Annotated in this window: 18 protein-coding genes; 4 read left to right on the top strand and 14 right to left on the bottom strand. The window is 61.6% G+C overall.

Annotated elements, in window-relative coordinates; genetic code table 11:
* Window positions 1–176: 176 nt before the first annotated feature.
* From AC07UK_RS34550 to AC07UK_RS34530, 5 genes are all read right to left on the bottom strand, one after another.
* Window positions 177–1,760, bottom strand: coding sequence for a carboxylesterase/lipase family protein (locus AC07UK_RS34550; RefSeq protein ID WP_494688155.1), 1,584 nt, complete (start codon window positions 1,758–1,760; stop codon window positions 177–179).
* 707 nt (window positions 1,761–2,467) lie between these two features.
* Window positions 2,468–4,918 carry an efflux RND transporter permease subunit gene (locus tag AC07UK_RS34545; RefSeq protein WP_494688154.1) on the bottom strand — a complete coding sequence of 817 codons (2,451 nt, stop codon included), beginning with the start codon at window positions 4,916–4,918 and terminating at the stop codon, window positions 2,468–2,470.
* Window positions 4,915–5,976 (bottom strand): WD40/YVTN/BNR-like repeat-containing protein, encoded by a 1,062-nt coding sequence (locus AC07UK_RS34540; RefSeq protein ID WP_494688153.1) that lies wholly within the window; start codon window positions 5,974–5,976, stop codon window positions 4,915–4,917. Before AC07UK_RS34540 ends, AC07UK_RS34545 begins: the two co-directional genes overlap by 4 nt.
* Before the next feature lie 105 nt (window positions 5,977–6,081).
* Window positions 6,082–7,458 carry a DUF1329 domain-containing protein gene (locus AC07UK_RS34535; protein ID WP_494688152.1) on the bottom strand — a complete coding sequence of 459 codons (1,377 nt, stop codon included), beginning with the start codon at window positions 7,456–7,458 and terminating at the stop codon, window positions 6,082–6,084.
* 18 nt (window positions 7,459–7,476) lie between these two features.
* Complete coding sequence (locus AC07UK_RS34530; protein ID WP_494688151.1) at window positions 7,477–9,210, bottom strand: DUF1302 domain-containing protein; 1,734 nt, start codon at window positions 9,208–9,210, stop codon at window positions 7,477–7,479.
* 561 nt (window positions 9,211–9,771) lie between these two features.
* Between AC07UK_RS34530 and AC07UK_RS34525 the strand changes: the two genes are divergently transcribed.
* Window positions 9,772–11,226, top strand: coding sequence for an NAD-dependent succinate-semialdehyde dehydrogenase (locus tag AC07UK_RS34525; RefSeq protein ID WP_494688150.1), 1,455 nt, complete (start codon window positions 9,772–9,774; stop codon window positions 11,224–11,226).
* 107 nt (window positions 11,227–11,333) lie between these two features.
* Here AC07UK_RS34525 and AC07UK_RS34520 read toward each other — a convergent pair whose 3' ends face one another.
* On the bottom strand, window positions 11,334–12,092 hold the full coding sequence (locus tag AC07UK_RS34520) for an SDR family oxidoreductase (RefSeq protein WP_494688156.1): 759 nt from the start codon (window positions 12,090–12,092) through the stop codon (window positions 11,334–11,336).
* Between the two features lie 103 nt (window positions 12,093–12,195).
* Here AC07UK_RS34520 and AC07UK_RS34515 point away from each other — a divergent pair, with 103 nt between their 5' ends.
* Entirely contained in the window at window positions 12,196–13,119 is a 924-nt protein-coding gene (locus AC07UK_RS34515) for a LysR family transcriptional regulator (RefSeq protein ID WP_494688149.1), read from the top strand.
* An 18-nt stretch (window positions 13,120–13,137) separates the two neighbouring features.
* Here the strand turns inward: AC07UK_RS34515 and hpaI are convergent, their stop codons facing one another.
* From hpaI to AC07UK_RS34480, 7 genes are all read right to left on the bottom strand, one after another.
* A complete protein-coding gene (gene hpaI / locus AC07UK_RS34510) occupies window positions 13,138–13,941 on the bottom strand; it encodes a 4-hydroxy-2-oxoheptanedioate aldolase (protein ID WP_494688148.1) in 804 nt (267 codons plus the stop codon).
* Window positions 13,942–13,971: 30 nt separating this feature from the next.
* A complete protein-coding gene (locus AC07UK_RS34505; protein WP_494688147.1) occupies window positions 13,972–15,075 on the bottom strand; it encodes a cupin domain-containing protein in 1,104 nt (367 codons plus the stop codon).
* A gap of 47 nt (window positions 15,076–15,122) precedes the next feature.
* The gene (hpaH, locus tag AC07UK_RS34500) at window positions 15,123–15,926 is read right to left on the bottom strand and encodes a 2-oxo-hept-4-ene-1,7-dioate hydratase (RefSeq protein ID WP_494688146.1); all 804 of its coding nucleotides are present in this window, start codon (window positions 15,924–15,926) and stop codon (window positions 15,123–15,125) included.
* Window positions 15,927–15,942: 16 nt separating this feature from the next.
* Complete coding sequence (locus AC07UK_RS34495) at window positions 15,943–16,947, bottom strand: ornithine cyclodeaminase family protein (protein WP_494688145.1); 1,005 nt, start codon at window positions 16,945–16,947, stop codon at window positions 15,943–15,945.
* Between the two features lie 77 nt (window positions 16,948–17,024).
* The gene (locus tag AC07UK_RS34490) at window positions 17,025–17,447 is read right to left on the bottom strand and encodes a nuclear transport factor 2 family protein (RefSeq protein WP_494688144.1); all 423 of its coding nucleotides are present in this window, start codon (window positions 17,445–17,447) and stop codon (window positions 17,025–17,027) included.
* Between the two features lie 2 nt (window positions 17,448–17,449).
* Window positions 17,450–18,265: a fumarylacetoacetate hydrolase family protein gene (locus AC07UK_RS34485; protein ID WP_494688143.1), complete on the bottom strand. Its 816-nt coding sequence runs from the start codon at window positions 18,263–18,265 to the stop codon at window positions 17,450–17,452.
* Between the two features lie 116 nt (window positions 18,266–18,381).
* A complete protein-coding gene (locus AC07UK_RS34480; protein WP_494688142.1) occupies window positions 18,382–19,680 on the bottom strand; it encodes an MFS transporter in 1,299 nt (432 codons plus the stop codon).
* Window positions 19,681–20,065: 385 nt separating this feature from the next.
* Between AC07UK_RS34480 and AC07UK_RS34475 the strand changes: the two genes are divergently transcribed.
* A complete protein-coding gene (locus AC07UK_RS34475) occupies window positions 20,066–20,584 on the top strand; it encodes a flavin reductase family protein (RefSeq protein ID WP_492316669.1) in 519 nt (172 codons plus the stop codon).
* A gap of 33 nt (window positions 20,585–20,617) precedes the next feature.
* Entirely contained in the window at window positions 20,618–21,760 is a 1,143-nt protein-coding gene (locus AC07UK_RS34470; protein WP_494688141.1) for an LLM class flavin-dependent oxidoreductase, read from the top strand.
* Window positions 21,761–21,968: 208 nt separating this feature from the next.
* On the opposite strand, the gene AC07UK_RS34465 is transcribed toward AC07UK_RS34470, so the two are convergent.
* Complete coding sequence (locus AC07UK_RS34465) at window positions 21,969–23,138, bottom strand: MBL fold metallo-hydrolase (RefSeq protein WP_494688140.1); 1,170 nt, start codon at window positions 23,136–23,138, stop codon at window positions 21,969–21,971.
* Between the last annotated feature and the right edge of the window lie 6 nt (window positions 23,139–23,144).

Here is a 23,144-nt window from a genome sequence, read left to right as displayed (position 1 = left end):
CTTGGCGGCCTCGGCTCATCCCGCCATGATATCCGAGGTGATTAATTATTCAAGCTATTTACGGGATGTTGTACTAGTACCCCGCAAATTCCTCGGAGAACAGGCTCCATGCCCCGCTGCCGAGACGCCTCTACTTCTGTATAAGGAGATCCCTAAGAGTCCGCACATGTCCGATACTAGCCTCGCGCAACTCCGTAATATTCATCGAGCACGTCAAAACGCTCGCGCCGTGTAGGTGTTCCAACCCCGGCATGCGCGGAGAAATGCATCGACTTGCCATCCCGTCCCGAGAAAACCGGCCAGTGCGGCAAACCATCGCCATTAGGATCGCCGCTCCTGGCAAAATTCATCCAATAGCGGGAAACCATTGCCGCGAGCCTCTTGTCGCCCGGTCGCCACGGCCAGTCATAGGCCGCAAGATTATCAAAGACATAAGGCATCTCGGCCGCGTGCGCGGCACCGGTACGACGTTCCAGATAGCGCCCTTCCGGCATCGGTGGCGCGTGAAGCCAATCGTAGTAGTAGACCGGGCGCGTGCCTCGAGAATGCGCGAGGTTGGCCCACGTCCAGTTCTGCCACCCGAAGACGCGGTCCGCCAGCAAATCGCCGCTTGCCTGATATGCGGTGCGGGAATTGGTTGCCGCCCAGGTTTGCAGAGCCCGTGTTGCAACGGCCCCCATATCGTCCTGGACGTAACTTCGATAGTCCTGCAAGGATTCGATACCGGGCAGGCCGGTGCTGTCATCGTAGGCCGAACCAGTAAGCAGCGGTACGTCGTTGTGCAGTTGCCGTTGAAAGATCGAAGCCGGGCCGTCGGGTACGGCGTATCCGTCCACGATCGGATAGCAGGTATCGGACACGCCCTCGCCGATATACGCGCCTACCGATTCCATATACCAGGGACCGGCCTGTGACGGAACTTGCGCGTTCAGAATCGCTTCCGGCGGGAGCGCTCTCAGCGCGTCGAGCGAACCCGTGCCCAGCGCGTGCGCGACCTTTTCCCCCTGCTCCTCGGCAGCCTCGAGCGTCAGGAGACGATCGAACAGGCCGCTGCGGCGACTCGGCGAGGCCATGAACCCGCCGCTTCCACCAATCACCCGATGAAACAGTCCACGGGATAGGGGCGACGCCATATGGAGCGAGCAACTCGCCGAACCCGCGGAGACGCCGAAGATCGTGACATTCTCGGGATCGCCACCAAATTGCTCGATGTTCTCGCGCACCCACTTAAGCGCGGCAACCTGATCGAGGAAGCCGTAGTTTCCCGAAGCGTTATGGCTGCTCTCGGCACTGAGTCCGGGAAGCGAAAGAAAGCCAAGCCTTCCCAGCCTGTAATTGACCGTGACCACGACCGCGCCGAGCCTCGCGAGCGCGGAGCCGTCAAAAAGTGGGTTCCCATTGACATTGCCGCTCCATGCGGACGAACCGAAGATGAACGCACCGAGGTGAAACCAGACCATCACGGGCCGGCGTTCCGATTTGTGCCGTGCAGCGCTCCAGATGTTGAGCGTCAGACAGTCTTCGCTTTGCGGATGCTCGCCGGGATAGTAAAGGGATTGCGCCGAAGGAAGATGCTGTATCGGCACGGGGGAAGCCCGATCCGCCGATCTCGTTCCACTCCATTTTGAGGCCGGATGGGGCGGCCGCCAACGAAGATCGCCAGTTGGCGCGGCTGCATAGCGCAAGCCCAGGAAGGCGGTGTACCCGTCGCCTGCCTTGCCGCTGACGGTCCCCTCTCGCGTTACTGCGATTTCGATCATTGCTTTGTCTCCGAAGCATGTACTGGCTCAAGGCGCGTAGTTCCGGCCTCGTATTTGAAGTGACAATCTACTGGATGCGAGGGACAAAGTACCCGCGGTCCGTGACTTTCGGCGATGCAAGTTTTGCAGCTTTGATATACACCGAATGAATTGGCGTAGGCGTCGGTCCGCTTGGAAAGCGGTAGTCGACCGATAATACGAACGAGATCGGGTCCTTGGCTGAGGTTCGGTCGTTCATCTTGTAAACCGCACCGGTCAGCGCAAGGCTGGGAGTAATGTTCCAGTTTGCGTCGCTCTACATCAGATCAGTCCGCGTCATGGAGACCAGCAATTGACTGACGAGCCGCCGATACCCCAGGTATGCGGTCACCGGCCCGATATCAACCGCGGCCGCGCCAACATAGCAGCGTTCAGCAAGCGTCCCTCGCCAAACCGACGCCCACCGACGCCCACCGACGGCAAGAACACAATTAGCGACTCAATAGGATGCGTATAGGGATGAAACATCGATGAAAATTCGATATTTGTGGACTTATGCGCCTTGCATCCGCCAAATCGCTGCAGCCGACACTTGCAACATTGATACGTTCTTGCGCGCGTAGGTCATATTCATGCGCGCCACCGCTCGGCCATCGGTCACCCACGCCGCCTGAAATCGGCGTGGATGCCGCGAGCAAGCTGTTGAATCGACTTTGGCAAAGTTGCCGTCAGGTTTGTTGTGCGATGTCGGTGGAATCCACTCCTTTGACAGCCAGCGGCTCGCCTTCAGCTGCAGGATTCTTCCGAGACAGCAAGTAGTAGCCCAACGCCGGCAGGAGAATGAGGGCTCCGGCCATATTCCAGAGGAACATGAACGCGAGCAGAATGCCCATATCCGATTGGAACTTGATCGGGGACAACGCCCAAGTAGCTACGGCCACACCCAGCGTCACGCCCGTCAGCACTACGACCTTGCCCGTGAAGAGCAAAGCCTTGTAGTACGCCTGTGACAACGTCAATCCTTGCTTCATCCAGGACAGGGCTACCGTCAGCACGTACAGCGCATAATCCACGCCAATGCCTACACCCAGTGCGATAACGGGCAGCGTCGCCACCTTGACGCCAATACCGAGCGCGACCATAAGTGCCTCAGCCAATACCGTAGTCAGCATCAGAGGCAACACTGCGCAAAGTACCGCTCGCCATGAGCGGAATGTGACGAATGCCAGGATGATGACTGCCGCATAGACGAGCAACAACATCTGGGTGTTGGCCTTCTTGACCACAATGTTCGTGGCTGCCTCGATCCCAGCATTGCCTGCTGCGGACAGGAACTGCTGGTCGCGTGCATTGTTGCGATCAGTAAACGCCTGCACCGTACGCACAACACCATCCAGCGTGCTCGCCTTATGGTCCTTCAGGTAGACATAAATCGTCAGCAGATTGCAGTCCTGGTTGAAAAGCTCACGCGGCGCACGGTTCGTGATCGAGTTGATCATGTCCTGGCTGCGAGGAATCTCGTACCACTTCAGACTGCCCTCGTTCATCGCCATAGCAGCCGTCTTCGCCAGGTCCGCAACCGAGTTCGTCGACTCTACTCCGGGCAGTTGCTGCAGTTCCCACTCAAGCGCGTCACCTTGCACCAAGTTCTTGTACAGCGTGCACTGGTATTGCGGAGTCTTGACCATGACAACATAGGTGTCGCTGCTTGCCGAGTAGTTCGACACCGTGAATGCGTTGTCACGGTTGTACCGGGACGCGGAGCGCAGTTCTGGCGCTCCTGGCTTGAGATCGCCTATTTTCAGATTCAGACTGATAGCAAATCCTGCTATTCCCATAACGGCTCCCGTCAGCAGTGCTACGCGCGCCCACTTTCGCTGCGTAAACAGGTCGAGGAATGCCCAGAACGGGTGCTTCCTATGCTGAGGATCGTCTTCGTCGAAAGACTCCGCCTTGAGACTCCGCAGTGCGGCCTGGTGACTTACCCCCACGTAGGAAAGCAGAATTGGCAGCAACACCAAGTTCGTGAAGATCAGCACTGCCACACCAATACTGGCCGTGATTGCCAAGTCCTGAATGACCTTGATCTGGATAACCATGAGCACTGCAAAACCCACTGCGTCAGCCAATAGTGCCGTCAGACCAGCCAGGAAGAGGCGTCGAAACGTGTAACGCGCCGCCACGACCCGGTGTGTACCGCGACCGATGTCCTGCATGATCCCGTTCATCTTCTGCGCGCCATGGCTCATGCCAATGGCAAACACGAGAAATGGCACCAGAATCGAGTATGGGTCGATTTCGAAGCCCAACGTCGGCAGCAGCCCCAGCAGCCACACCACCGCCAACAGCGAGCAGGCCACGACCAGCAGCGTGCTGCGTACGCAACGCGTGTACCAGTAGAGCAATGCCGTGCAGATGGCGATCGCCAAAGCGAAGAACAAAAGCACTTGCTGCAGTCCGTCGATCAGGTCACCTACGACCTTGGCAAAGCCAGTGATGTGAATCTTGATTGACGGGGATTCATATTTCTGCCGCAACAGCTCGAGCTTCTTGGAGAACTCGTGATACTCCAACCGACGCCCCGTCGAGTCGTTATCGAGCAGCGGCACCCGAATGATGCTCGATCGGTAGTTGTTCGCTACGAGTTGGCCCACCTGCCCCGAGCGTTCAATGTTAGCGCGCAGTTGGTCGAGGCTCTTCATTGAGCCGTCGTAGTCGTCCGGAATTACTGGACCACCCTCAAGCCCTTGTTCGGTCACCCCAAGCCACCGCGTCGATGGCGTCCATAGCGACTTCATGTATGCACGGTCAACACCGGGCAACAGGAAGATTTCGTCATTGAGCTTTCGCAGCGTCTCCAGATAGGAGTTATCAAGAATCGTACCTTTCGCATTCTCGACGGCGATGTTCAGCGTATTACCAAGGCCTGCAAGTTCGCTTTTGTTGGCCAGGTAATTCACGATGAACGGGTGCTTCGTCGGAATCATCTTTTCGAAGCCGGCGTTGAGCGTGAGCTTCGTTGCCTGCAGGCCAAGCGCGACCGTCAGCAACAGGCATACGGCAATTACCGCGAGGCGATGGTTGAAGAACAGACGCTCAAGCCGCGACCCAGAGTACTTGTCAAAGTCTTGCAGATCGTGGATGACAGGATGTTCAGCGAGTGATGAGTCATGCTTCATTGCTTCTGCTCCGCGGGCTGGGTGGGGAGGGTGACACTTGCCACGCCGCGCATGCCGCTCAGTACGATGTTTCCGTCGGCAGACTTAGCGATCCCTGTGAGCTGCGAGCCGTGACGCGAGAGTAGCGGCCGAAATTGGCCACCGGGGCCACGGCTCTGGAGTACCTGTCCGGCCTCATTGACAAGCAGCACGTCGCCATCTGACAGACGCAAGCCCGCCGTCACCGTGGCTGAGCTGCCGCCATCAATCTTCTGCCAGGTTTGGCCGGCGTCGCGCGAGCTGTAGATATTCCCGCGCAACCCGAAGACCAGAATCTCGTCCTTCTTGCCGGTCAACACGCCGAAATAGGTGCCCGAGTAAGGTGTATCGACTTTAGTAAACGATTTCCAACCATCGTTGGAGCGAAACAATGAGCCCTGCTCGCCTGCAATCAAGAGCTCGTTGTTTGCTACAGAAATGCTGTAAAGGTGGTGCCCCTTGGGATTCGGCATCCGATCCGGGATCGGGTGCCAATGCTTGCCGCCATCGTCGGTAGCAAAAGCCAAACCGTAGGCTCCCACAACAAGGCCATGCAGCTCGTCGGAAAAATAGACGTCGAAGAACGGCTTGTCGGGCCCATCCGCGACAAGTTGTTCCGCCTCCGCCAGCGCGCGGCGTCCGTCCTCGCCGCCTTTCGCAGCCTGTGATGCAGCGGTCTCTCGCGCGAGCGCAGCAGCCTGTGCGCCGTCGAGCTGCTTGAGCCAAGTCTTGCCGGCATCGGATGTATGCAGCACAACACCGCCGTGTCCAACGGCCCAGCCATGCGTTGCGTCAACGTAGCGAACGTTCGTCAGCGTCAGGCTGACTGGCGCCGGAGTCTGTTGCCACGTCTTCCCATTATCATCGGAGAGCAGAATGATGCCATGCTCGCCCACGGCTACCAACCGCTTGCCCGCGCGGCTGACAGCAAGCATTACACGGTTGCTGGCGCGTGCATCTTGCATGGAGGGGCGCGCCAGCAACTCCGGTTCGGCATGAGCGCTCGTCGCTGCCATAGGCGACATCACAAGGGCAGCCAAGACGGCTCCCAATGTGCGCGTCAAACTAGACTTCATTTGCATAATTAATATCTGTCCGTCGGGGCGCTCCGCTGAGCGCCCTGCTTCTGCCAGTCTGACTTGCGCTTATCGGACGCCTTGGCCCGCCATCGCTTCCGGTGTGAAGTAGGTCGCGGGCATGCGGTCAAGCACCTTGAAGAAATACTTATAAGAAGGGTTCGACCAATCCGTTACGATTGCCGCGAGGTATGCGCCCGTGAACAGGTTGTACAGGGCGAAGTTCGCGTTAGCCATCACCATGGGGCCTTCGGGGGCGATGAACGGCAGCGACATCTGGACGCGCCACAGTTGGCCATTCGCATCGTATCCCTCGCCCAGCACCGCACCCCAGGTATCCTCGTCGAGATACAGCCGCCGCTTCGGAACGACGTGTCGTTTACCCGGTGCGACCGTAGCTTCCACGACCCAGACCCTGTGCAGTTCCCACCGCACTGCGTCAGGGCTATGGTGGTGCGGCATCAGCAAGTCATCGACTTTCTTGCCGCGCTGGAAGAACTTGTTGTTGTTATAGGGAATGTACATCTCCTTCTTACCAACCAGCTTCCATTGGTATCGGTCCAGAGGACCCCAGAAGATGAATGCCTCGTCGTAGTAATTGAGGCCAGAATTGACGTCGTCGGGAGTGTCGTAGCCGATCGTCGGGGCCATGCGAACGCGACGCTGGCCCGTCAGGTACTGCCAGGCCTGCCGCGGCCGGTCCACGTAATCAACGGTGAGAAACTGTTCCCCGGCCTTAAAAGGAGGATCAGTCATGAACGACCGCATCAACTGGCTTTGGCCCTTGAAGGTCTCGGGCGAGCCACTCTTGTCATAGTATGGGTAGGAAACGTTGTTGTAGGCGCGCACGACCAAATCCACACGACCGTTTGCAGTGCCCATGTAGTTGGCAACGTTCAGGGATGTCGTTTCGCCAGCCCAGAGGAGGTGATGATTCCACATCGCCTCGACACCGCTCTTGGGAATGGGGAACGGAATGCCGCCGTAGCACCCTTCGACCGCCACGCCCTCATCTTTTGTCTTGCAGCGTGTCGCGTTTTTGAATGTGTTGTCATACACCCATTGCGGTGCGGCCGCCGTTCGATGGGTCGCATACACGTCAAGATGGTAGGTGTCCGGATACTTCTTCAGCAGCGCCTTGACACCCTCCGTCACCTTATCCGCATACTGATCCATATTCTTGGCTGTGATCGAGTAGAGCGGCTTCTCGCTCGAGTACGGATCAGGAAGCTGATCGCCAGACTTATAGCCTGCCGGAACATGCGTGTAACCGCCGTCCCATGCGGGAATCTTGCCATCCTTGTTGCCGGCCTTCTCTGCGCCAAATGGGGTCAATGTGCTTTTGAGCTTCGCCGCTTCCTCTGGACTGACGGCGCCCATGGCGAACTGGCTTGCGCTCAGCAAGCCGCACAACGCCATCAGCAGCACTACACTTCGAGATTTCATTTGCTGTCTCCTCTTTTGCTAGAACGTGGTCTGAACGGTAAGCGTGACGAAGTCCCGGTCCTTGAGCGCCTGACCATACGTGAAGGCCTGGACGGGACTGTTCGGCGGTCCGACCACACCCGCCGCTGCGCCATAGAAGTGGGTGTAATTCAGACCAAACTTCCAGACCTTTTTGTATTCGCCATTGACCCCGATGCTCATGTCGCCACCGTGATAGGCGCTGAAGCCCGGATTGATCACCGATGACTTGCCGAACAGCCCGTAGCCAACTCCGATCGGGACGGTGATGTCGAGTCCGCTCAATACCTGGTAGTAAGCGGGTTGGAACACCATGCGGATCGCCGCGGCATCGCGTGTGGAGTTAGGGTCTAGCGCCGCCGCGTTCTTCGATACACCCAGGCGCCGGTTCCAGGCGATCTCTCCTAGAAAACTGCCGCCCTCCCACAACGCCCCCGGCTTCAGCAAAGAAATCCACGACAAATTCGCGTGCCAAGTCTTGCCCACCGGGTAGAGCGGATTGTTATTGTTGTCCGCCGTTAGGCCAGTCGTCGGTACGGCCACTGACCCGCCCATAGGCACCAGCGGCATGTTGTAGCGGATGGAGGTCTCGCCAGCGACATTGACATCCCAGATAGTCGTCGAGAAGCTCGCACCAACGGTCTTAATGTTCTCGGGGAACACCAGTTGGTAGGTGCCCACCTGGCCCGTTGATGGATTGAAGCCCGCACCCGGACGGGCGTAGACCAGTGGGTCTTTCGCGTGAAACTGCGCGGCGTATAGACCGTACTCGACTTCATGCCCTTCCGGGCGGTACCGCAACTGGAGACCACCTTGTCCGGAATTCTTCGCCGTCTGATCGTCGGTACGCTGAAGGAAGAAGCCCGCCCCCCCCGGAATGATTGCATTAGGTCCGGCCAGGATGCGGTCGCCCCCGGTGTCGAGAATGTCAACCTGGGAGAAATAGCTCCCGACGCCCGGAAGCCGATCACGCCGCCAGCGAACCTGGTAATAGCCGCCGACAGCCAGATTAGGTAGCACTTGAACCTGCCCCGATATTTGTGGAACAGGTCGGATCAGTTCCTTGAACTGCGTGTTCGGGACCGACAGTAGCTTGACAATGTCTACAGGCGACTGGGCTCCGGCAATTGCGTTGTTGCCGAAGAACAGGCTTTCCCCATACAGCAAGGTGTGCTGCCCCAAGCGACCTGTAATCCCGACATCGCCGATGTTACCTTCGCCATGCACGAAGGCATCGAGTATTTCCGCCTGGCGACCATGCAGGTCCCTTGTATCGCGTGGAAACTCGTTGTACGGCACTGCATTGGCTGTGAATGGCGAATTGTTGCTTGTCGAACGGTTATATACGGTGTCGTACCACGCGGCGCCGCTTACGCGCATACCGACATTCTGGTAATTGAGGTCGAACTCCGAGAGCAGGTCGAAACGATTCGAGATGAGGTGGCCGCTCTTGAAATTGCGATCGCCGTCGTCAAGGTTTGCGTCGCTTGTCAATTGGCCGTTCTGACTCTTTGTACGAACGCCGACGCTGTACTTGACGGTGTTATCCCACCGCGCCTTCAGATCGTCATTGCCCGTGTCGATCTCGAATGCTTGTGCCGCCGAGGCAAATAGCGCGCTCAGCGCGATTGCCACTGCCCCCTCGATCACACTGCGCTTGAGCTGCCTTGAGCTCTGACGGTTGCGACCGCCGCAGCCCCGCCGGCCAGCCAACTGGCCGTGTCTCCTTGCCATTTCCTGCCTCCTCTCGGTCATTTCGTTATGTCTGTCTATGTGCACTTTTTTTCACTTCGCAGCCACAGACCGCATATCCACATAGCAGAATCATTTTTCTCCATGAACCATGCGGGGCGCGCTGTCTCGTGACTTGTGCCGCCCGTAGCTGTGCTCAGGAGCGCTACGAGCTTCTATCAACTTATTTGAGACCGAGGCAATGGTAAATGGCTTGCCGACTTCGAGCTTATGCATTGATTGCAGCATCCTGATTCATTTAGCTCAGTGCACTATTCCGACGATTTATCCAATGCATATTGCCAATGCATTGTCTTCAGTCGACAAATGCCGGACCTATTTCTTAACCTGCAGCCAGCCAACCAGTCAGTTGTGGGCGTGCTTCTGTCGCGCTGCGCGTGGCACATCAGACAACGCTGCAAGCCAACACCACCAGGCGCTGTTCGCGCGTTCAGGGATGGCCGACTCGCCGGCAACCGCCCTAGCGCCCCTCACCAGCCATTTACGCAACCATCGTCGGGCACCCTGTCTTTGTGGTCCCGGTCCACCAGGAGTCAGGATTTCATGTCCAGCCAAGCTCAGCCACGCCTGCTGAAGAATCAAACCTATATCAACGGGGAATGGGTCCACGCCCACGACGGCGCCAAGATCGAGGTGCGCAACCCAGCCAGCGGTGAGCTGCTCGGCACCGTTCCCGACATGGGAGCCGCCGAGACGCGGCGTGCCATCGAAGCCGCCGATGTAGCGTTCGCGAAATGGCGCATGGAAACTGCGGAAACGCGCTCACGCCTGCTCAAGCGCTGGTTCGAACTGCTAAACCAGCATCAGGAAGACCTTGCAGTCCTGATGACCTCCGAACAAGGCAAGCCGCTTGCGGAGGCGCGCGGCGAAGTCGCCTACGCGGCCTCGTACATCGAATGGTTTGCCGAGGAGGCGCGGCGCGTCAATGGCGACCTCCTTCCCTCGCCGTGGCCTGACAAACAATTGCTGGTGCAGAAGGAGCCGGTGGGCGTCTGCGCGGCGATTACGCCTTGGAATTTCCCGGCCGCCATGATCGCGCGCAAGGTCGCTCCTGCGCTGGCGGCAGGTTGCACGATTATTGTCAAACCGGCCTCGCAGACGCCGTTGTCAGCGCTTGCCATGGCCGCTCTGGCGGAGCAGGCGGGCATCCCGCCCGGCGTGTTCAACGTGGTCACGGGAAACGCGCGGGTGATCGGCGCCGAACTGACAGCGAATTCGCTGGTGCGCAAGCTGACCTTCACCGGTTCCACCGACATCGGGCGAACCCTGGCTGCGCAGTGCGCGCCGACCCTGAAGAAGATGTCTCTCGAGCTGGGTGGCAACGCGCCCTTTATCGTCTTCGAAGATGCGGACCTGGATGCGGCGGTGCAAGGCGCCATCGCCGCAAAGTATCGCAACAGCGGGCAGACCTGCGTGTGTGCAAACCGCTTTTACGTGCAGGCCGGCATCTACGAGGAATTTACGGCGCGACTCGCTCGTGCGACGACGGCGCTGCGCGTCGGCAACGGCCTTGAGCCGGGCGTCCAGCTTGGGCCTCTGATTGACGCTCCCGCCTTGAGAAGTGTGGAGGCGCTGGTAGCGGACGCCTTGTCCAAGGGTGCCCGTGCGGTGGTCGGCGGTGGTCGCCACGTCCTCGGCGGGAGCTATTTTGAGCCAACAGTGCTGGTCGACGTTGACGCATCGATGCGCGTGGCTACTGAGGAGATATTCGGACCGGTGGCGCCCCTCTTGCCGTTCCGGGACGAGGCAGACGTGATCCGGCTGGCTAACGACACCGAGTTCGGGCTTGCCTCCTATTTTTATGCGAAGGACCTGGCACGCGTATGGCGGGTGGCCGGTGCCCTGCAGTACGGGATGGTAGGCGTGAATACCGGAGTCATCAGCACTGCGGTGGCGCCGTTCGGGGGCATCAAGCAATCTGGCATGGGACGGGAAGGCTCCAGGTACGGAATGGAGGAGTATGTGCAGACGAAGTACGTCTGCCTGGGTGGGCTCTGATCGCCCGACGCCACCGGTCTTACCCAGGCGCCGGTCCCGGTTGAGCCAAAGTCGCGCCCGGGTCGCACTCGAAAACGCGTGCGACTCCGAGTGCGACCTGGCTGGCCTCACAGGCCGCCGCGCACGTCCATCAGGCAGCCCGTGACATAGGCGGCAGCGGGAGAAGCCAGCCACATTACTGCATCCGCAACCTCCTGCGCCGTGCCCATGCGCCCCATCGGGATCGCGCCGATCATCGCCTGGAGCGCTGCAGGCGTGCGCTGGTGCTGGATCTCCGTGTCGATGACACCGGGGCGAACTGCGTTCACGCGGATTCCTTCGGCCGCAACCTCCTTGGACAATCCAATGGTCATGGTGTCCACGGCGCCCTTGGTGGCCGCGTAATGCACCCACGTGGCCGGCGCACCCAGCACCGCAGCCCCCGACGAAATGTTGACAATGACGCCGCCGTCTCCGCCATACCGGGTAGACATGCGCCGCACGGCTTCGCGCGCGGCGATGAACGCGCCGAAGACATTGACCCGCAATACCTCGGCGAGCATCCCGGCAGACAGATCCGCCACGCGCGACATTCCGCCCGTGAGGCCTGCATTGTTGACCAGCACACCGACGCGGCCAAGCGCGTCCATCTGCCGGAACGCCTCGCACACTGCGGCCTCGTCGCCCACGTCGGCCTGGATCGCCCAGGCTTTGCCGCCAGCCGTTGCAATCTCCTCAACCAAACGCCCGGCGGCCTGGGTGTCCTGCCGGTACAGCACGACGACGGGCCGCTCGCGAGCGGCCCTGCGCGCTATCTCTGCGCCGATGCCGCGGCTGGCACCGGTAATGACAAACAATCCGTCATGCGGACTGGATAAAACTGGCATGTTCCTCTCCGTTAGGTCGCCACACGGCATGGGCCTCGCGAATTAGCGGTTGTGCCCGCATGTAGCGATGTGATGCAATTGACAGAAAAATAGGGAGACACTGATGGACTTCAACCGACTGGACCTTAATCTTCTGAAGATCTTTGATTCCGTGTATCGACTGAGGAACCTCAATGAGGTTGCCAAGGAGGTGCACCTCAGCCAGCCGGCCGTCAGCCATGCGCTTGCGCGCCTGCGCGAAACGCTCTCCGACAGGCTCTTTGTCCGCACGCCGGGTGGCCTCGAGCCCACCGAGCGCTGCGAACGGCTTGCGGCCCCCTTCCGCGCCGCGCTGGAAACGATCAAGGACTCGCTGATCGACTCTTCCGACTTCCGGCCGAAAGACTGCACGCGCGAGTTCCGCCTGCTGCTTTCGGATGTGGGGGAGATGCTGCTGGTGCCACCGCTGATGAGCCGGCTGCGCAGTCTCGCGCCTTACGTCAAGCTGGCCATCGTCCAGGCGCCGCGCTCCAGCTACGAGCGAATGCTGCGCGACCGCGAGGTCGACATCGCCGTGGGCCACCTGAACATGCCCAGGGAGACGATCCGCAAGGAGGCCCTGTTCCGCGACCACTGCGTCGTGTTGCGGCGCAGGCAATCCGGCCGGAAGCGCGCGCTGACCCGCGAGGTTTTCGAACAGAGCTACCACGTGATGGTCCTCCCGCCCGACGATCCCGTGGAGGAAGGACTCGTGGATCTCAACGTGTCGCGCAAGGTCATGCTGCGTATACCTAACTACTTCGCCCTGCCGGAGGTCATCGGTACGTCGGACCTGCTGGCTACCGTACCATCGCGCATTGGCCTGCACCTGCAGCGCAGGGCGGCCCTGGATGTTCACGAAGTGCCCTTTCTCACGGCCGTGTTCGATGTCCAGATGTACTGGCACACGCGACACGACGACGATCCGGCGCACATCTGGCTGCGCGGGATCTTCACCGCGCTTTTCCAGGCGCAGGCGGCTTCCGATCCGGCCGCGCCCGCACCGTAGAAGACATGGCCCGCGCAACTAGTATGGGCTACCTTCCGTGGTCGATGGCGCCTGTGCGCCGGTGAACTGTCGGGCCAGCCCCGCCGCGGCCCGGGCTAGTAGGGTGGTGTCCACGCCAACGGCGACGAACCGGGCCCCAGCCTCCAGATACTCCTGTGCCAACCCGGGGTCGGCCGCCAACACACCGGCCGCCTTCCCCGCGGCACGGACGCGCCTGATTCCAGCCAGAATCGCCGCGTGCACCGAGGGATGGTTCACCTGGCCGCGGTACCCCATCGAGGCCGCCAGGTCGGCGGGTCCGAAGAATACGCCGTCCACGCCCTCCACAGCCGCGATTCCGTCGAGGTTTTCCAGGGCGAGCGTGCTCTCCGCCTGCACCAGCAGGCACATCTGCGCGTTCGCCTGATTCACGTAGTCCTCGACCTGGTTCCATCGCGAGGCCCGCGCGAGCGCGGCGCCGAGTCCACGGATGCCATCCGGTGGGTAGCGCATGGCGCGCACCATGGCGGCGGCCTGCTCCGGCGTGTCCACCATTGGCACAAGCAGGGTCTGGGCGCCAATGTCCAGGTATTGCTTGATCAGCGCCACATCGCCACTCACCGGCCGTACCACCGGGTGCACAGGATAGGCCGAGACCGCTCGCAATTGGGCGAGCATGGTCCGTACATCGTTCGGCGCGTGCTCCCCATCGAGCAGCAGCCAGTCGAACCCGCAGCCGGCCAGCAGCTCGGCGGCGTTAGCGTCCGCCAGGCCGACCCACAGGCCGATGCGGGTCCGGCCGGCATGCAGGGCGTCGCGGAAGGTATTGCGAAAATTCAGCATGACAGCGCTCCTTCGTTTCCCTGCGGGCACTTAGCCTGCCTGCCGCGGACCCACGTAGCCCTTCTGGCCGGCCTCCGACCCCAGGTTAATGATCGGCCCATCCATGCGCTCCTGCCAGATCAGCGACTCCATGCCGATGTGCAGCGGATGGTCTTGCACGGTCAGGACCATTGCCCCTTCTTCGTTGTAGTAGTGAGCGTGCTCCGACCATGACGGCCCCGAAAGCATCAGGTCCCCCGCTTTCCATGGGATCGTCTGTTCACCGACCACGCTCTTTCCGCTTCCGCCGAAGTGGTAGTTGATGGCAATCGAGCTGTGCTTGTGTCCGCGCCCCACCGGCCGAGTTGCCACGCCTTTTGCCTGCGAGAACAACGTGGCGAAGAACGAATGGGTCGTGCCGTTGCGCCGCTCCGTGGCCGGGTTATAGAGCAGCATGATGCTGCGCCTGCCATCGCCTTTCTCGAAAGTCAGCGTCTGCGAGGCAAGCTCCCAGGGCCAGACCAGCGGGCGGTTCTCCACCACTTCGATGTCCGTGAGGAACTCATAGCCGCGTAGGCGCGCGCCTTCCTCTGTAATCTGGATGTCGGGCGCGTTGTCCCGGTTGATGTTGAGGTTCACGCCCGCGCTCGCGGCGATCGCCTTGTTCTCCCACCCCGCCTGCGCGTAATCGACCCAGTGCACACCAAGCTTGCGCAGCAGCGGCGCATTCGAATAGACCAGACGGACCCACAGGCCCTGCCCGGTGTTCTTGTAGCTGTATGGCTGCATCGATGGAATCGACAGGACGTCCCACTTTCCCATCGACAGCGTCTGGTTGCCCACCATGACGGCGCCGGATCCCTGGAGGCAGAACTGGAGCTGGTTCGAATTGCGCAGCAGCGGCCGGCTCTGCTCGCCGGGCTTGAGCACCTCGATCGTGACGTCCACGCCCGGGCCAAAACCCAGCGTGCCGTCGGTGCACGACGGATGCACGACGGCCGTGGCACGACGGCCGTCATGGGGCTGGGCCTGGTCGGCAAGTCGCTCGATCTCCCTGTCGATGGCCTCACGCGGCACCAGCACGGGTTCCCAGTGCGTGATGGGGGTCGGAGTGGCGCCGCTGACGTCCACCAGGCAATACATGTTCTCGGACATTTATGTCTCCAGATGATTGGAATGGAATTCGGGATCGGCTCGCGCGGTCAGGCGAGGCGAAAGCTGATGGCGCCCAGGGTGCCGTAGTCGACATGGAACACATCGCCGACCGCCCCGGCGACGGGGCGCGTGAATGAGCCGCAGAGCACAACCTCGCCAGCGTCCAGGCCCTCGTCCCATTGCGCCAGGCGGTTGGCCAGCCACACCACGCCGTTGGCGGGGTGGTCAAGGACCGCGGCGGCCAGGCCGGACTCCTCGACGACGCCATTGCGATACAGCAAGGCGCCGGTCCGGCGCAGGTCAACAGCGTCGCATCGCACCGGCCGTCCGCCGAGCACGACGCCGGCATTGGCGGCATTGTCGGAAATGGTGTCGGTGACTCGGCGTGCGACCTTGGTCTCGCGGTCGAACTGCTCGATGCGCGCGTCGATGATCTCGACGGCCGGCGTCACAAAATCCGTGGCCTGGAGCACGTCGAACAGGGTCACGCGCGGTCCCTTCAGCGGCTTGCCGAGAATGAAGGCCAGCTCGACCTCGATGCGCGGCGCGATGAACCGCTGGAAGGGAATGTCTTGACCACTGTCGAAGAACATGGTGTCGAACAGCGTGCCGTAGTCCGGCTCGCTGATCTGGCTTGCTTGCTGCATGGCACGCGAGGTCAGCCCGATCTTGTGGCCGCGCACGCGCTGTCCCCTTGCCCGCTTCAGCTCGCACCAGGCGCGGGAGATCGCGTAGCCATCGGCGATCGTCATGTCGGGAAAACGCCGTGAGAAGTGCCGTACCTGCGTGCGGGTCCGCTCGGCTTCGTCCAGTTCGGATGCCAGATTGGCGATCTGAATTTCAGTCAGCATGTCGTGCGTCCCCCTCTCAGCCCCTGGTCCATTGGATAGGCGCCGGCGCCGTCAGCGGCACGGTCCGGGTGGAGCCCGGGTCGGCTCCGGCACGCTGGTAGGCCAGCGCCGCAATGGCGAGATCGGACAGGCCCATCCCCATCGCCTTGAACAGCGTGATGTCGCCGCTGCCCGTGGCCGAGAACTGCCCCTCCCTGATGACATCGGACAAGGCCTGCAGGCCGGTCCATTCCTGCGCTTCGGCGCCATAGTGTTCGCGCAGTTCGCGCGACCCGCGGCGCGCATTGTCGATGTCGTCCACGACCACGGCGCGGGCACGCGCGAACACATCGGGGAAGAACTCGGCATGGGTTGGCAGGATGGCGCCCACGGCGTTCAGGTGCGCATGCGGTGCCAGCATGCCTGCCCGGAAGAACGGCTCGGTCGCGCGTGTCACCAACGTCACCATTTCCGCCCCGTCGGTGGCTGCTTCCAGGCTCGCGCTGTCGATCACCTCGGCCTGCGGCAGACCCGTGCGGACCTTCTCCACGAACGCCTGCCGGCTCTCCGCACTGGGGCTCCAGATGCGAACCCGGCGCAAGGGACGAACAACGTTCATCGCATGGACCTGGGCGATCGCTTGTTTGCCAGTGCCCACGATGGCCAAGTCCCCGGCGGCGGCCGGTGCCAGCCAACGGGTGCCCAGGGCCGTCATTGCGGCGGTGCGCAACTGGCCCAGCGTGTTGGCCTCCATCATGGCCAGCAGGCTTCCGTTCTCGGTGCTGAACAAGGCAAAGACCGCCTTGGCGCCCTGACGCGTATGGACCCACGTTTTGAAGCCGCACACGCCGACCCGCGGGGAGGCGGACGACAACGCATGCATCGCATCGCCGCCGCCGAGTTGGCCCAATACCTTCGGCACATTGAAGGCTGCGCCCTCGGCAATTTCGATCAAATTGCGTTCCAGTGCGTCGATGGCATCGTCCATCGGTACGCAGTGGGCAACATCGGCTTCGGTCAGCCAGCAAGCAGTACTGTTCATGTCTTTCATCGCAATGGGTGTATTAACTCGGGGGAAACAAGGGGGACCAACCTCGTTGGCGAATCCGCGCGTGACCGTCACTGGGCGCTTGGCGACAGGTGCGCCACGCTCGACTTGCGCACGATGCGCCAGCGCTCTCCGTCGTGAAACAGGCGGTCCTCGCAGCGGCGTATGCCAACCGGGGCCAGCGGCTGCGCGTCCCCGGCCGGAGCGGGATGACCTTCATAGGCAATCAGATAAAACCGCACGATCGCGTGACTTTCCCCCTCAAGACTCACCGCAGGGTTGCAAACGGCGTGGAAGGTACGGCGCTCCATCGGGCGCCTGTCCAGCGCGGCGGATATCGCCTCGTGACCTGTCAGGGCCGCGCCGTTGCGCTCCCAGACGCCGTCTTTCGCGAACAGGGACACGGCCCGGTCATTAGCGTGCATGTCCAGTGCGTCGAAGAAGCCGAACACGACGGCCAGGCAATCAAGGTGATCTTGAGTCGTGGTGGCCATGATCAATCCTCTTGCATGACTGCATGGCGCAACACGCCCACGCCAGTGACCTCGACTTCGAAGATGTCACCGGCGCGCAGGAAGCGCGGGGGGGCCTGGGTCATGCCGACGCCATCGGGTGTGCCGGTAGCAATGATGTCTCCAGGGCGCAGCGTAGTGAATGCACTCAGGTACGCCACAAGGGCGGGAACCGAGAAGACAAGTTCGTCGAGGCCCCCGTTTTGCACCTCCTCGCCGTTCAGCCTGCCGATCACGCGCACATCGCGGGGATCGCCTAGCGGTGTAGCCGGCACGATCCAGGGTCCGAGCGCCCCGGACCGCTCGAAGTTCTTTCCGGGGGTGGCCTGCCGGTTGTGCATCTGATAGTCGCGCACCGAGTTCTCGGCCATGCATGTGTAGCCGCCAACGTACGCCATGGCCTCATCCGCCTGCACGTGACGCGCCGTCTTGCCGATGACAACCGCAAGCTCGGCCTCATAGTCCAGGGTTTCCGACAGCCGCGAACGCACCACTGCCTCGTCGTGGCCCACGAACGAATCCGGAAAGCGAGGAAAGACAGAAGGATAGAGACTGACGTCGTGGCCCGCTTCCCTGGCGTGCTTGCGATAATTGAGCCCCACGCAGATGATTTTCGTGTCCGGCTGCACCGGAGGCAGCCAGCGTACTTGTTCCCGTGGCACCCCCGTTGATGCGTCCGCCGACGACGCCAGCGCGAGCGCCTCGCCGTAGTGGCGCGCGCCCGGCAACGGCAGCACGTGGTCGGCCTCGACCACGCCCCAACCGGCGTAGTCTCCGTGCTCGAATCGAGTGATCTTCATTGCAATATCCATAATCAAGTGCGATGTACAGGGACGCGTCAGGACCGGCGCGAGACTCGCCGGCACCTGATGTGTCTATCTCCCGGAAGGGCGGCGCCGCCATGCGACGCGGAGGATCAGGCGCCTTGAGTCGCCCGTTGGGGGTCGGGATACCGATACGCGCCGATCAGCAGGATCGCCAGCGCACAACCGACGCATGCCATGCCTGCGGCCACCATCACCACCCCGTAGCCGTGGAAGTGGTCATACGCGACGCCATACAGGCTCGGGCCGAGCAACGTGCCGATGCAGAACAGCGAGATCAGAATGCCGTAGACCGTGCCAAACGACTTCAGGCCGAAGTACCGCTTCACGAAGAACGGCACGAGATCACCCTCGGCGCCGATAAGCAGGCCGGTCAGGGCAGCACCGAGGGCTAAAAGCGGATAAGGCGTGGAATGGGTCGCCGTGGCCAGCAAAGCCACCCCCCAAGCGCCCAGAAGGAAGACCACGGCCGCCAGCACCCGGGCCGCCACCACGTCCAGCAGGATCCCGACCACAAACCGTCCGGTGGTCAAGCCGATGGCCGAGAACGCGGCGCCCGCCGCCGCCATCTCGGGCGAAACGCCTTGGTCCGAAAGCAGTGCCGGCACGTGCACCATGCTTCCCAGGCCCACCGCTGCAATCAAAGCGACACACAGGCCAATGAGCCAGAAGCGCGGGTTGGAGAATGCCTCTTTCGGCGTGTCGCCGATCGCTGGTGCGCAAGCCGTGGTGGCCGTGCGGAATGCTTCGGTGGTGTGCGCCGGCATTGCCCGACGCAGCATCGCGTTCGCGACAAAGCCGAGCACCGCCGCGGCCACTGCCAGTAGCAGATAAGCCGTCTGCCACCCATGGTGGCGAATGACCCAACTGGCACACAGCGGCGCAAGGGCCGCCCCGATGCCCGCGCCGATCGAAGCAGCGCCGAACGCCAGCCCCACCCTGCGCTCGAACGTATGCGCCAGAATCGACAAATAGCCGACCGGAGAGGTTGCCACGCCGAGCAGACCCAGCAGGAAGGTCTTGAATCCCAACGCGGCGGGCGTCAGGGGCCCGAGTGCCAGCAGGACGAGTGTCACTACGAAACAGAGAATGGAGTAACCGATGACGCGCTGGTGGCCGTAGCGATCCATCAGCCGGCCCGCCAACGGCGCGCTCACCGCGAGGCCCAGCGAAGACAGCGCCATGCAGCTTGAGGCTACCCCGCGCCCGACCTCCAGAGAGCCCGCGATCGGCAACAGGAACACGCCCGTCGTGCCGGCGAATAGCGCGGTGTAGCCTCCCGACAAGCCCAGCGAGGCCGCCGCGACAAGCAGAACACCGCGCTGGGCGTCCGCACGCGTGGCCTTGCCACTGCGGCGCTCCGGCTGAAAATCTGCGTATGAGCTTTCCACCTATGTCTCCTTGTGTTTGACGTCGCGGATTTGTTGGTGGCTAATCTAGCAAAGCACCTTTCTCGCGCACACTGAAACATCTGCATCGGCGAGATGCAACGCGCGAATGCAGGGGCCTGCCACAGGATCGACGGGCGAGGCCAAATGCCATACCGGATAACACCGCGGCGTGCACGAGGTGAATAGCCAAGTTGCAGGAACTTCAGTGGAGACAGCGTCGCGCCGGCCCTACCATGCCCGTGGCCGTCCAATCCTGTCGATCGAGCCGTTCGATGTTGGACCGCCATCGGATTGATATCCAGCACCCGCCCGATAACAAGGCCGGCGGATTCGACAGACAACAGACTTTTCGCGCAGGACGAAGGTCGAGAATGAGGAGACAGACATGGAATCACCGATTCGATGCGCGCGCATCGTCGATTCACCGGACTTCAAGCAGTCCATGCGAGCCGTGGTCGCATCCGTCAACGTCATTACATGTAGATATGAAGGAACGCATTACGGCTTGACCGCAACCGCATTCTGCTCAGTGTCTGCCGATCCTCCCACTGTCCTGATTTGCGTGAACGGTAACGCGAGCGCATGCGAACGCATCCGGATGTCAGGGCAGTTCTGTGTCAACGTGCTAACCCCCGGCATGGAAGACCTGGCGGCAGCGTTCGCCGGAAAAATCGCCCCCGAGCATCGCTTTGCGTCGGGCCGCTGGCGCGAGCTCGAAAGCGGAAACCTAATGGTGGAAGGGTGTGCAGCGGCGTTCGACTGCGAAGTCAAGTCGGTGCTGCAGGAAGGTAGCCATTGGGTGGTAGTGGGCACGGTAAGGCAATGCGAATACGCGACGATTCCCGCGTTGGCCTATGCCAACGGCGTATATGGCCGCTTCGAGGAAGCGGGCGCGGTGCGCTAAATCCGGCTCATTCGAAATCAAGGGAGACATACTGTGAATCGCAATTTTCAAATCGATCCGCGCGAGTGGGAAAAAATAGAAGACGCACGTGCGGCCACGAATCCGCTATTCAATGACAACAAGCTCAAGCTTGGCTTGTTCGGAATGAACGCAGGATGGCATATCCATACGACTGCCCCGGAGCGTTACGTGGCGGACTGGGACCGATGCGACGCGATTGCGGCGGAGGCACAGCGCTTGGGCCTCGAAACCATGCTTTCGCTCGTTGGCTGGGGTGGTCGCCGCGAGCTGGAGCCCTTCACCTGGGCCGCCGGCCTGGCGGCGCGCCACACGGAGCCCGCGCTCGTGTCGACGATGCATGTGCAGTTGAACCATCCGGTGTTCGTTGCCAACGCGGCGACCACCATCGACCGCATCTCGGGGGGCCGGTTCGGCATCAATATCGTGGCAGGGGCGACACCCAGCACATTCGGAACGTTTGGCTTGCCGATCGAGGATCATGAAACCCGATACGCGCACGCCGAAGAATTCATGCAGCTTCTTCGCCGGCTTTGGGTCGAAACGGAGCCCTTTGACTTCGAAGGCCGCTTCTACAAAGTCAAGCACGCCTGCAACCAGCCAAAGGGAGTGCAAAGCTTCCCTGCGATACTCAATGCGGGTACATCCGGCCGGGGGCGGCAGTTTGCCTGTGAGTATGCAGACGCCATCTTCACGCATGTCCACGCAGATCCCGAACAAGCCGCGGCCCAGATCGCCGACTACAAGTCGTTTGCGTGGTCCACATTCAAGCGTCGCGTGCAGGTGTGGACTCATGGCTACATCGTGATTCGGGACACCCGCAAGGAGGCCGAAGACTTTCTCGAATACTACGCGTCGCAGCACGCGAATCGGCCTGCCATTGAGGCGTGGGTCAAGGACCTCGGCATGGCTGCGCAATCGTCATCGGACGCGGAGCGGTGGAAGTTCGAGCGCACATGGGCGGCGGGCGGCGGCGTCAATCTGGTCGGAACGGCGGAGGAAGTCGCTGACAAGTTGATCCAGCTTTCCAACGCCGGAGTGGACGGCCTACTGCTTGCGACGATCGAGCCTGAAACCACGCTGAAGCACCTCGGCACGGGGCTCTTGCCTTTGCTCGAACAGGCGGGGTTGCGCCGCCCGTTAACCCCGGCCCTATAGCGACTCCCCACCTCTGGATATGTGGTCGCATGCCGCCGCGCTGTGGTGATGATTGCCGATGTCATGCGAACCAGACTTGCGCCCTGCTTCGCGGGATCCGGCACGTGGTTCACGACCTCGATTCCCGCATCGGCGACACCGTAAAGCGTGACAGACGGCGCGCGAATTGCTGGTCTGATTCGTTAACACGCAGCTTGCTGCGACAGCTTTAACGTTCCATGCCCGCAGACGCAGGCGAGCCTATGCCCAGCCACATGAGATCCTTGCCGACCACGACCCGACCGGAGAACCCTTCCTGCGCACGGCGCCACCGGCTTTCCCTGCTGTCGGCCGGCGCCAGGTGTGACAAGACAACGGTCTTGACTCCACTCGCCTGCGCGACCGCACCTACCGCCTCCACAGCGGTATGGGCTTCGAGCAAATGGCGCGCCCTGGCTTTCTGCGCCGCATTACGTGGCTTCGGCAGGAACTCGTCGATCCAGTGCGTATCGATGACCTCGTGAACCAGGACATCCGCCCCCTTGGCGAGCCGTATGAGGTTCTGGCTCGGACTGGTATCGCCCGAGAACACCACCGAACCGTCTGCCGTATCAAAGCGGAACGCGAACGACGGATACACCGGCGCGTGGCTGACCAGAATCGCGGCGACCTTCACCTTGTCATCCTGGTAGACAGGAAATGGCTGCATGTCCGGTGCGACGTCGCGGTTGGCGTCCACTACCACGCCATTGGGTACCTTGATGTCCTCCACGGTGACGAGGGTGTGAGGGTCCGGCTTCTGGCTGTCGCGGATGTTGTCGTTGATGTCGTTGGCGAATGCCTTGTAAATGGCCTCTGTCATGGCGACCGTTCCAGGCGTGGGATCGTCCGGGTGGATCACCGGGACATTGGTCCGATTGGCGCCGGCAACCGGCACCAGCGAGCCACGCGGGCCCGGTCCGAACACCCGCACCGGCGTCTTGCGTGCTGCCAGTCCATCCGTGGTCCCGAACAAGAACAGCGCCGGGTAGTCCACAACATGATCCGCGTGCAGGTGCGTGATAAATGCTGCGCGCAGCGAGGCCAGTCCAGGCTTGCCAGGCATCTTTCCCAGGCCCGCCTGAAGGTATCGCCGCAGCCAGCCCTGGCCGAAGTCAACCAGATACACGTCCCCGTCGACGACAAGTGCCGAGGAGATGCCTGCCAGCGTCGTACCACCGTAGGAAGTGCGCCCCCCGGCAGTACCAAGCAGGACCAGATTGGTACGGAAGCTGGAAGCGGGCGCGGACGCTGCCACGTCCGGAGTGCCAGCAGCACTCGCCATGGCAGGCATCAACGCCAGAAGCAACCAGTGTACGAGCCCGACAAGCCAGCTTGGGCGGGACCGGGAAAACGTCATTTTCAG

The organism is Cupriavidus sp. GW821-FHT07C08 (assembly GCF_059419025.1).
This window is presented reverse-complemented; position numbering and strand designations above follow the sequence as displayed.

Excerpts from the sequence above, each read along its gene's own strand:
- AC07UK_RS34550 (WP_494688155.1), bottom strand. The coding sequence starts at position 1,760 with ATGATCGAAATCGCAGTAACGCGAGAGGGGACCGTCAGCGGCAAGGCA.
- AC07UK_RS34545 (WP_494688154.1), bottom strand. The coding sequence starts at position 4,918 with ATGAAGCATGACTCATCACTCGCTGAACATCCTGTCATCCACGATCTG.
- AC07UK_RS34535 (WP_494688152.1), bottom strand. The coding sequence starts at position 7,458 with ATGAAATCTCGAAGTGTAGTGCTGCTGATGGCGTTGTGCGGCTTGCTG.
- AC07UK_RS34530 (WP_494688151.1), bottom strand. The coding sequence starts at position 9,210 with ATGGCAAGGAGACACGGCCAGTTGGCTGGCCGGCGGGGCTGCGGCGGT.
- AC07UK_RS34525 (WP_494688150.1), top strand. The coding sequence starts at position 9,772 with ATGTCCAGCCAAGCTCAGCCACGCCTGCTGAAGAATCAAACCTATATC.
- AC07UK_RS34520 (WP_494688156.1), bottom strand. The coding sequence starts at position 12,092 with ATGCCAGTTTTATCCAGTCCGCATGACGGATTGTTTGTCATTACCGGT.
- AC07UK_RS34515 (WP_494688149.1), top strand. The coding sequence starts at position 12,196 with ATGGACTTCAACCGACTGGACCTTAATCTTCTGAAGATCTTTGATTCC.
- hpaI (WP_494688148.1), bottom strand. The coding sequence starts at position 13,941 with ATGCTGAATTTTCGCAATACCTTCCGCGACGCCCTGCATGCCGGCCGG.
- AC07UK_RS34505 (WP_494688147.1), bottom strand. The coding sequence starts at position 15,075 with ATGTCCGAGAACATGTATTGCCTGGTGGACGTCAGCGGCGCCACTCCG.
- hpaH (WP_494688146.1), bottom strand. The coding sequence starts at position 15,926 with ATGCTGACTGAAATTCAGATCGCCAATCTGGCATCCGAACTGGACGAA.
- AC07UK_RS34495 (WP_494688145.1), bottom strand. The coding sequence starts at position 16,947 with ATGAACAGTACTGCTTGCTGGCTGACCGAAGCCGATGTTGCCCACTGC.
- AC07UK_RS34490 (WP_494688144.1), bottom strand. The coding sequence starts at position 17,447 with ATGGCCACCACGACTCAAGATCACCTTGATTGCCTGGCCGTCGTGTTC.
- AC07UK_RS34485 (WP_494688143.1), bottom strand. The coding sequence starts at position 18,265 with ATGAAGATCACTCGATTCGAGCACGGAGACTACGCCGGTTGGGGCGTG.
- AC07UK_RS34475 (WP_492316669.1), top strand. The coding sequence starts at position 20,066 with ATGGAATCACCGATTCGATGCGCGCGCATCGTCGATTCACCGGACTTC.
- AC07UK_RS34465 (WP_494688140.1), bottom strand. The coding sequence starts at position 23,138 with ATGACGTTTTCCCGGTCCCGCCCAAGCTGGCTTGTCGGGCTCGTACAC.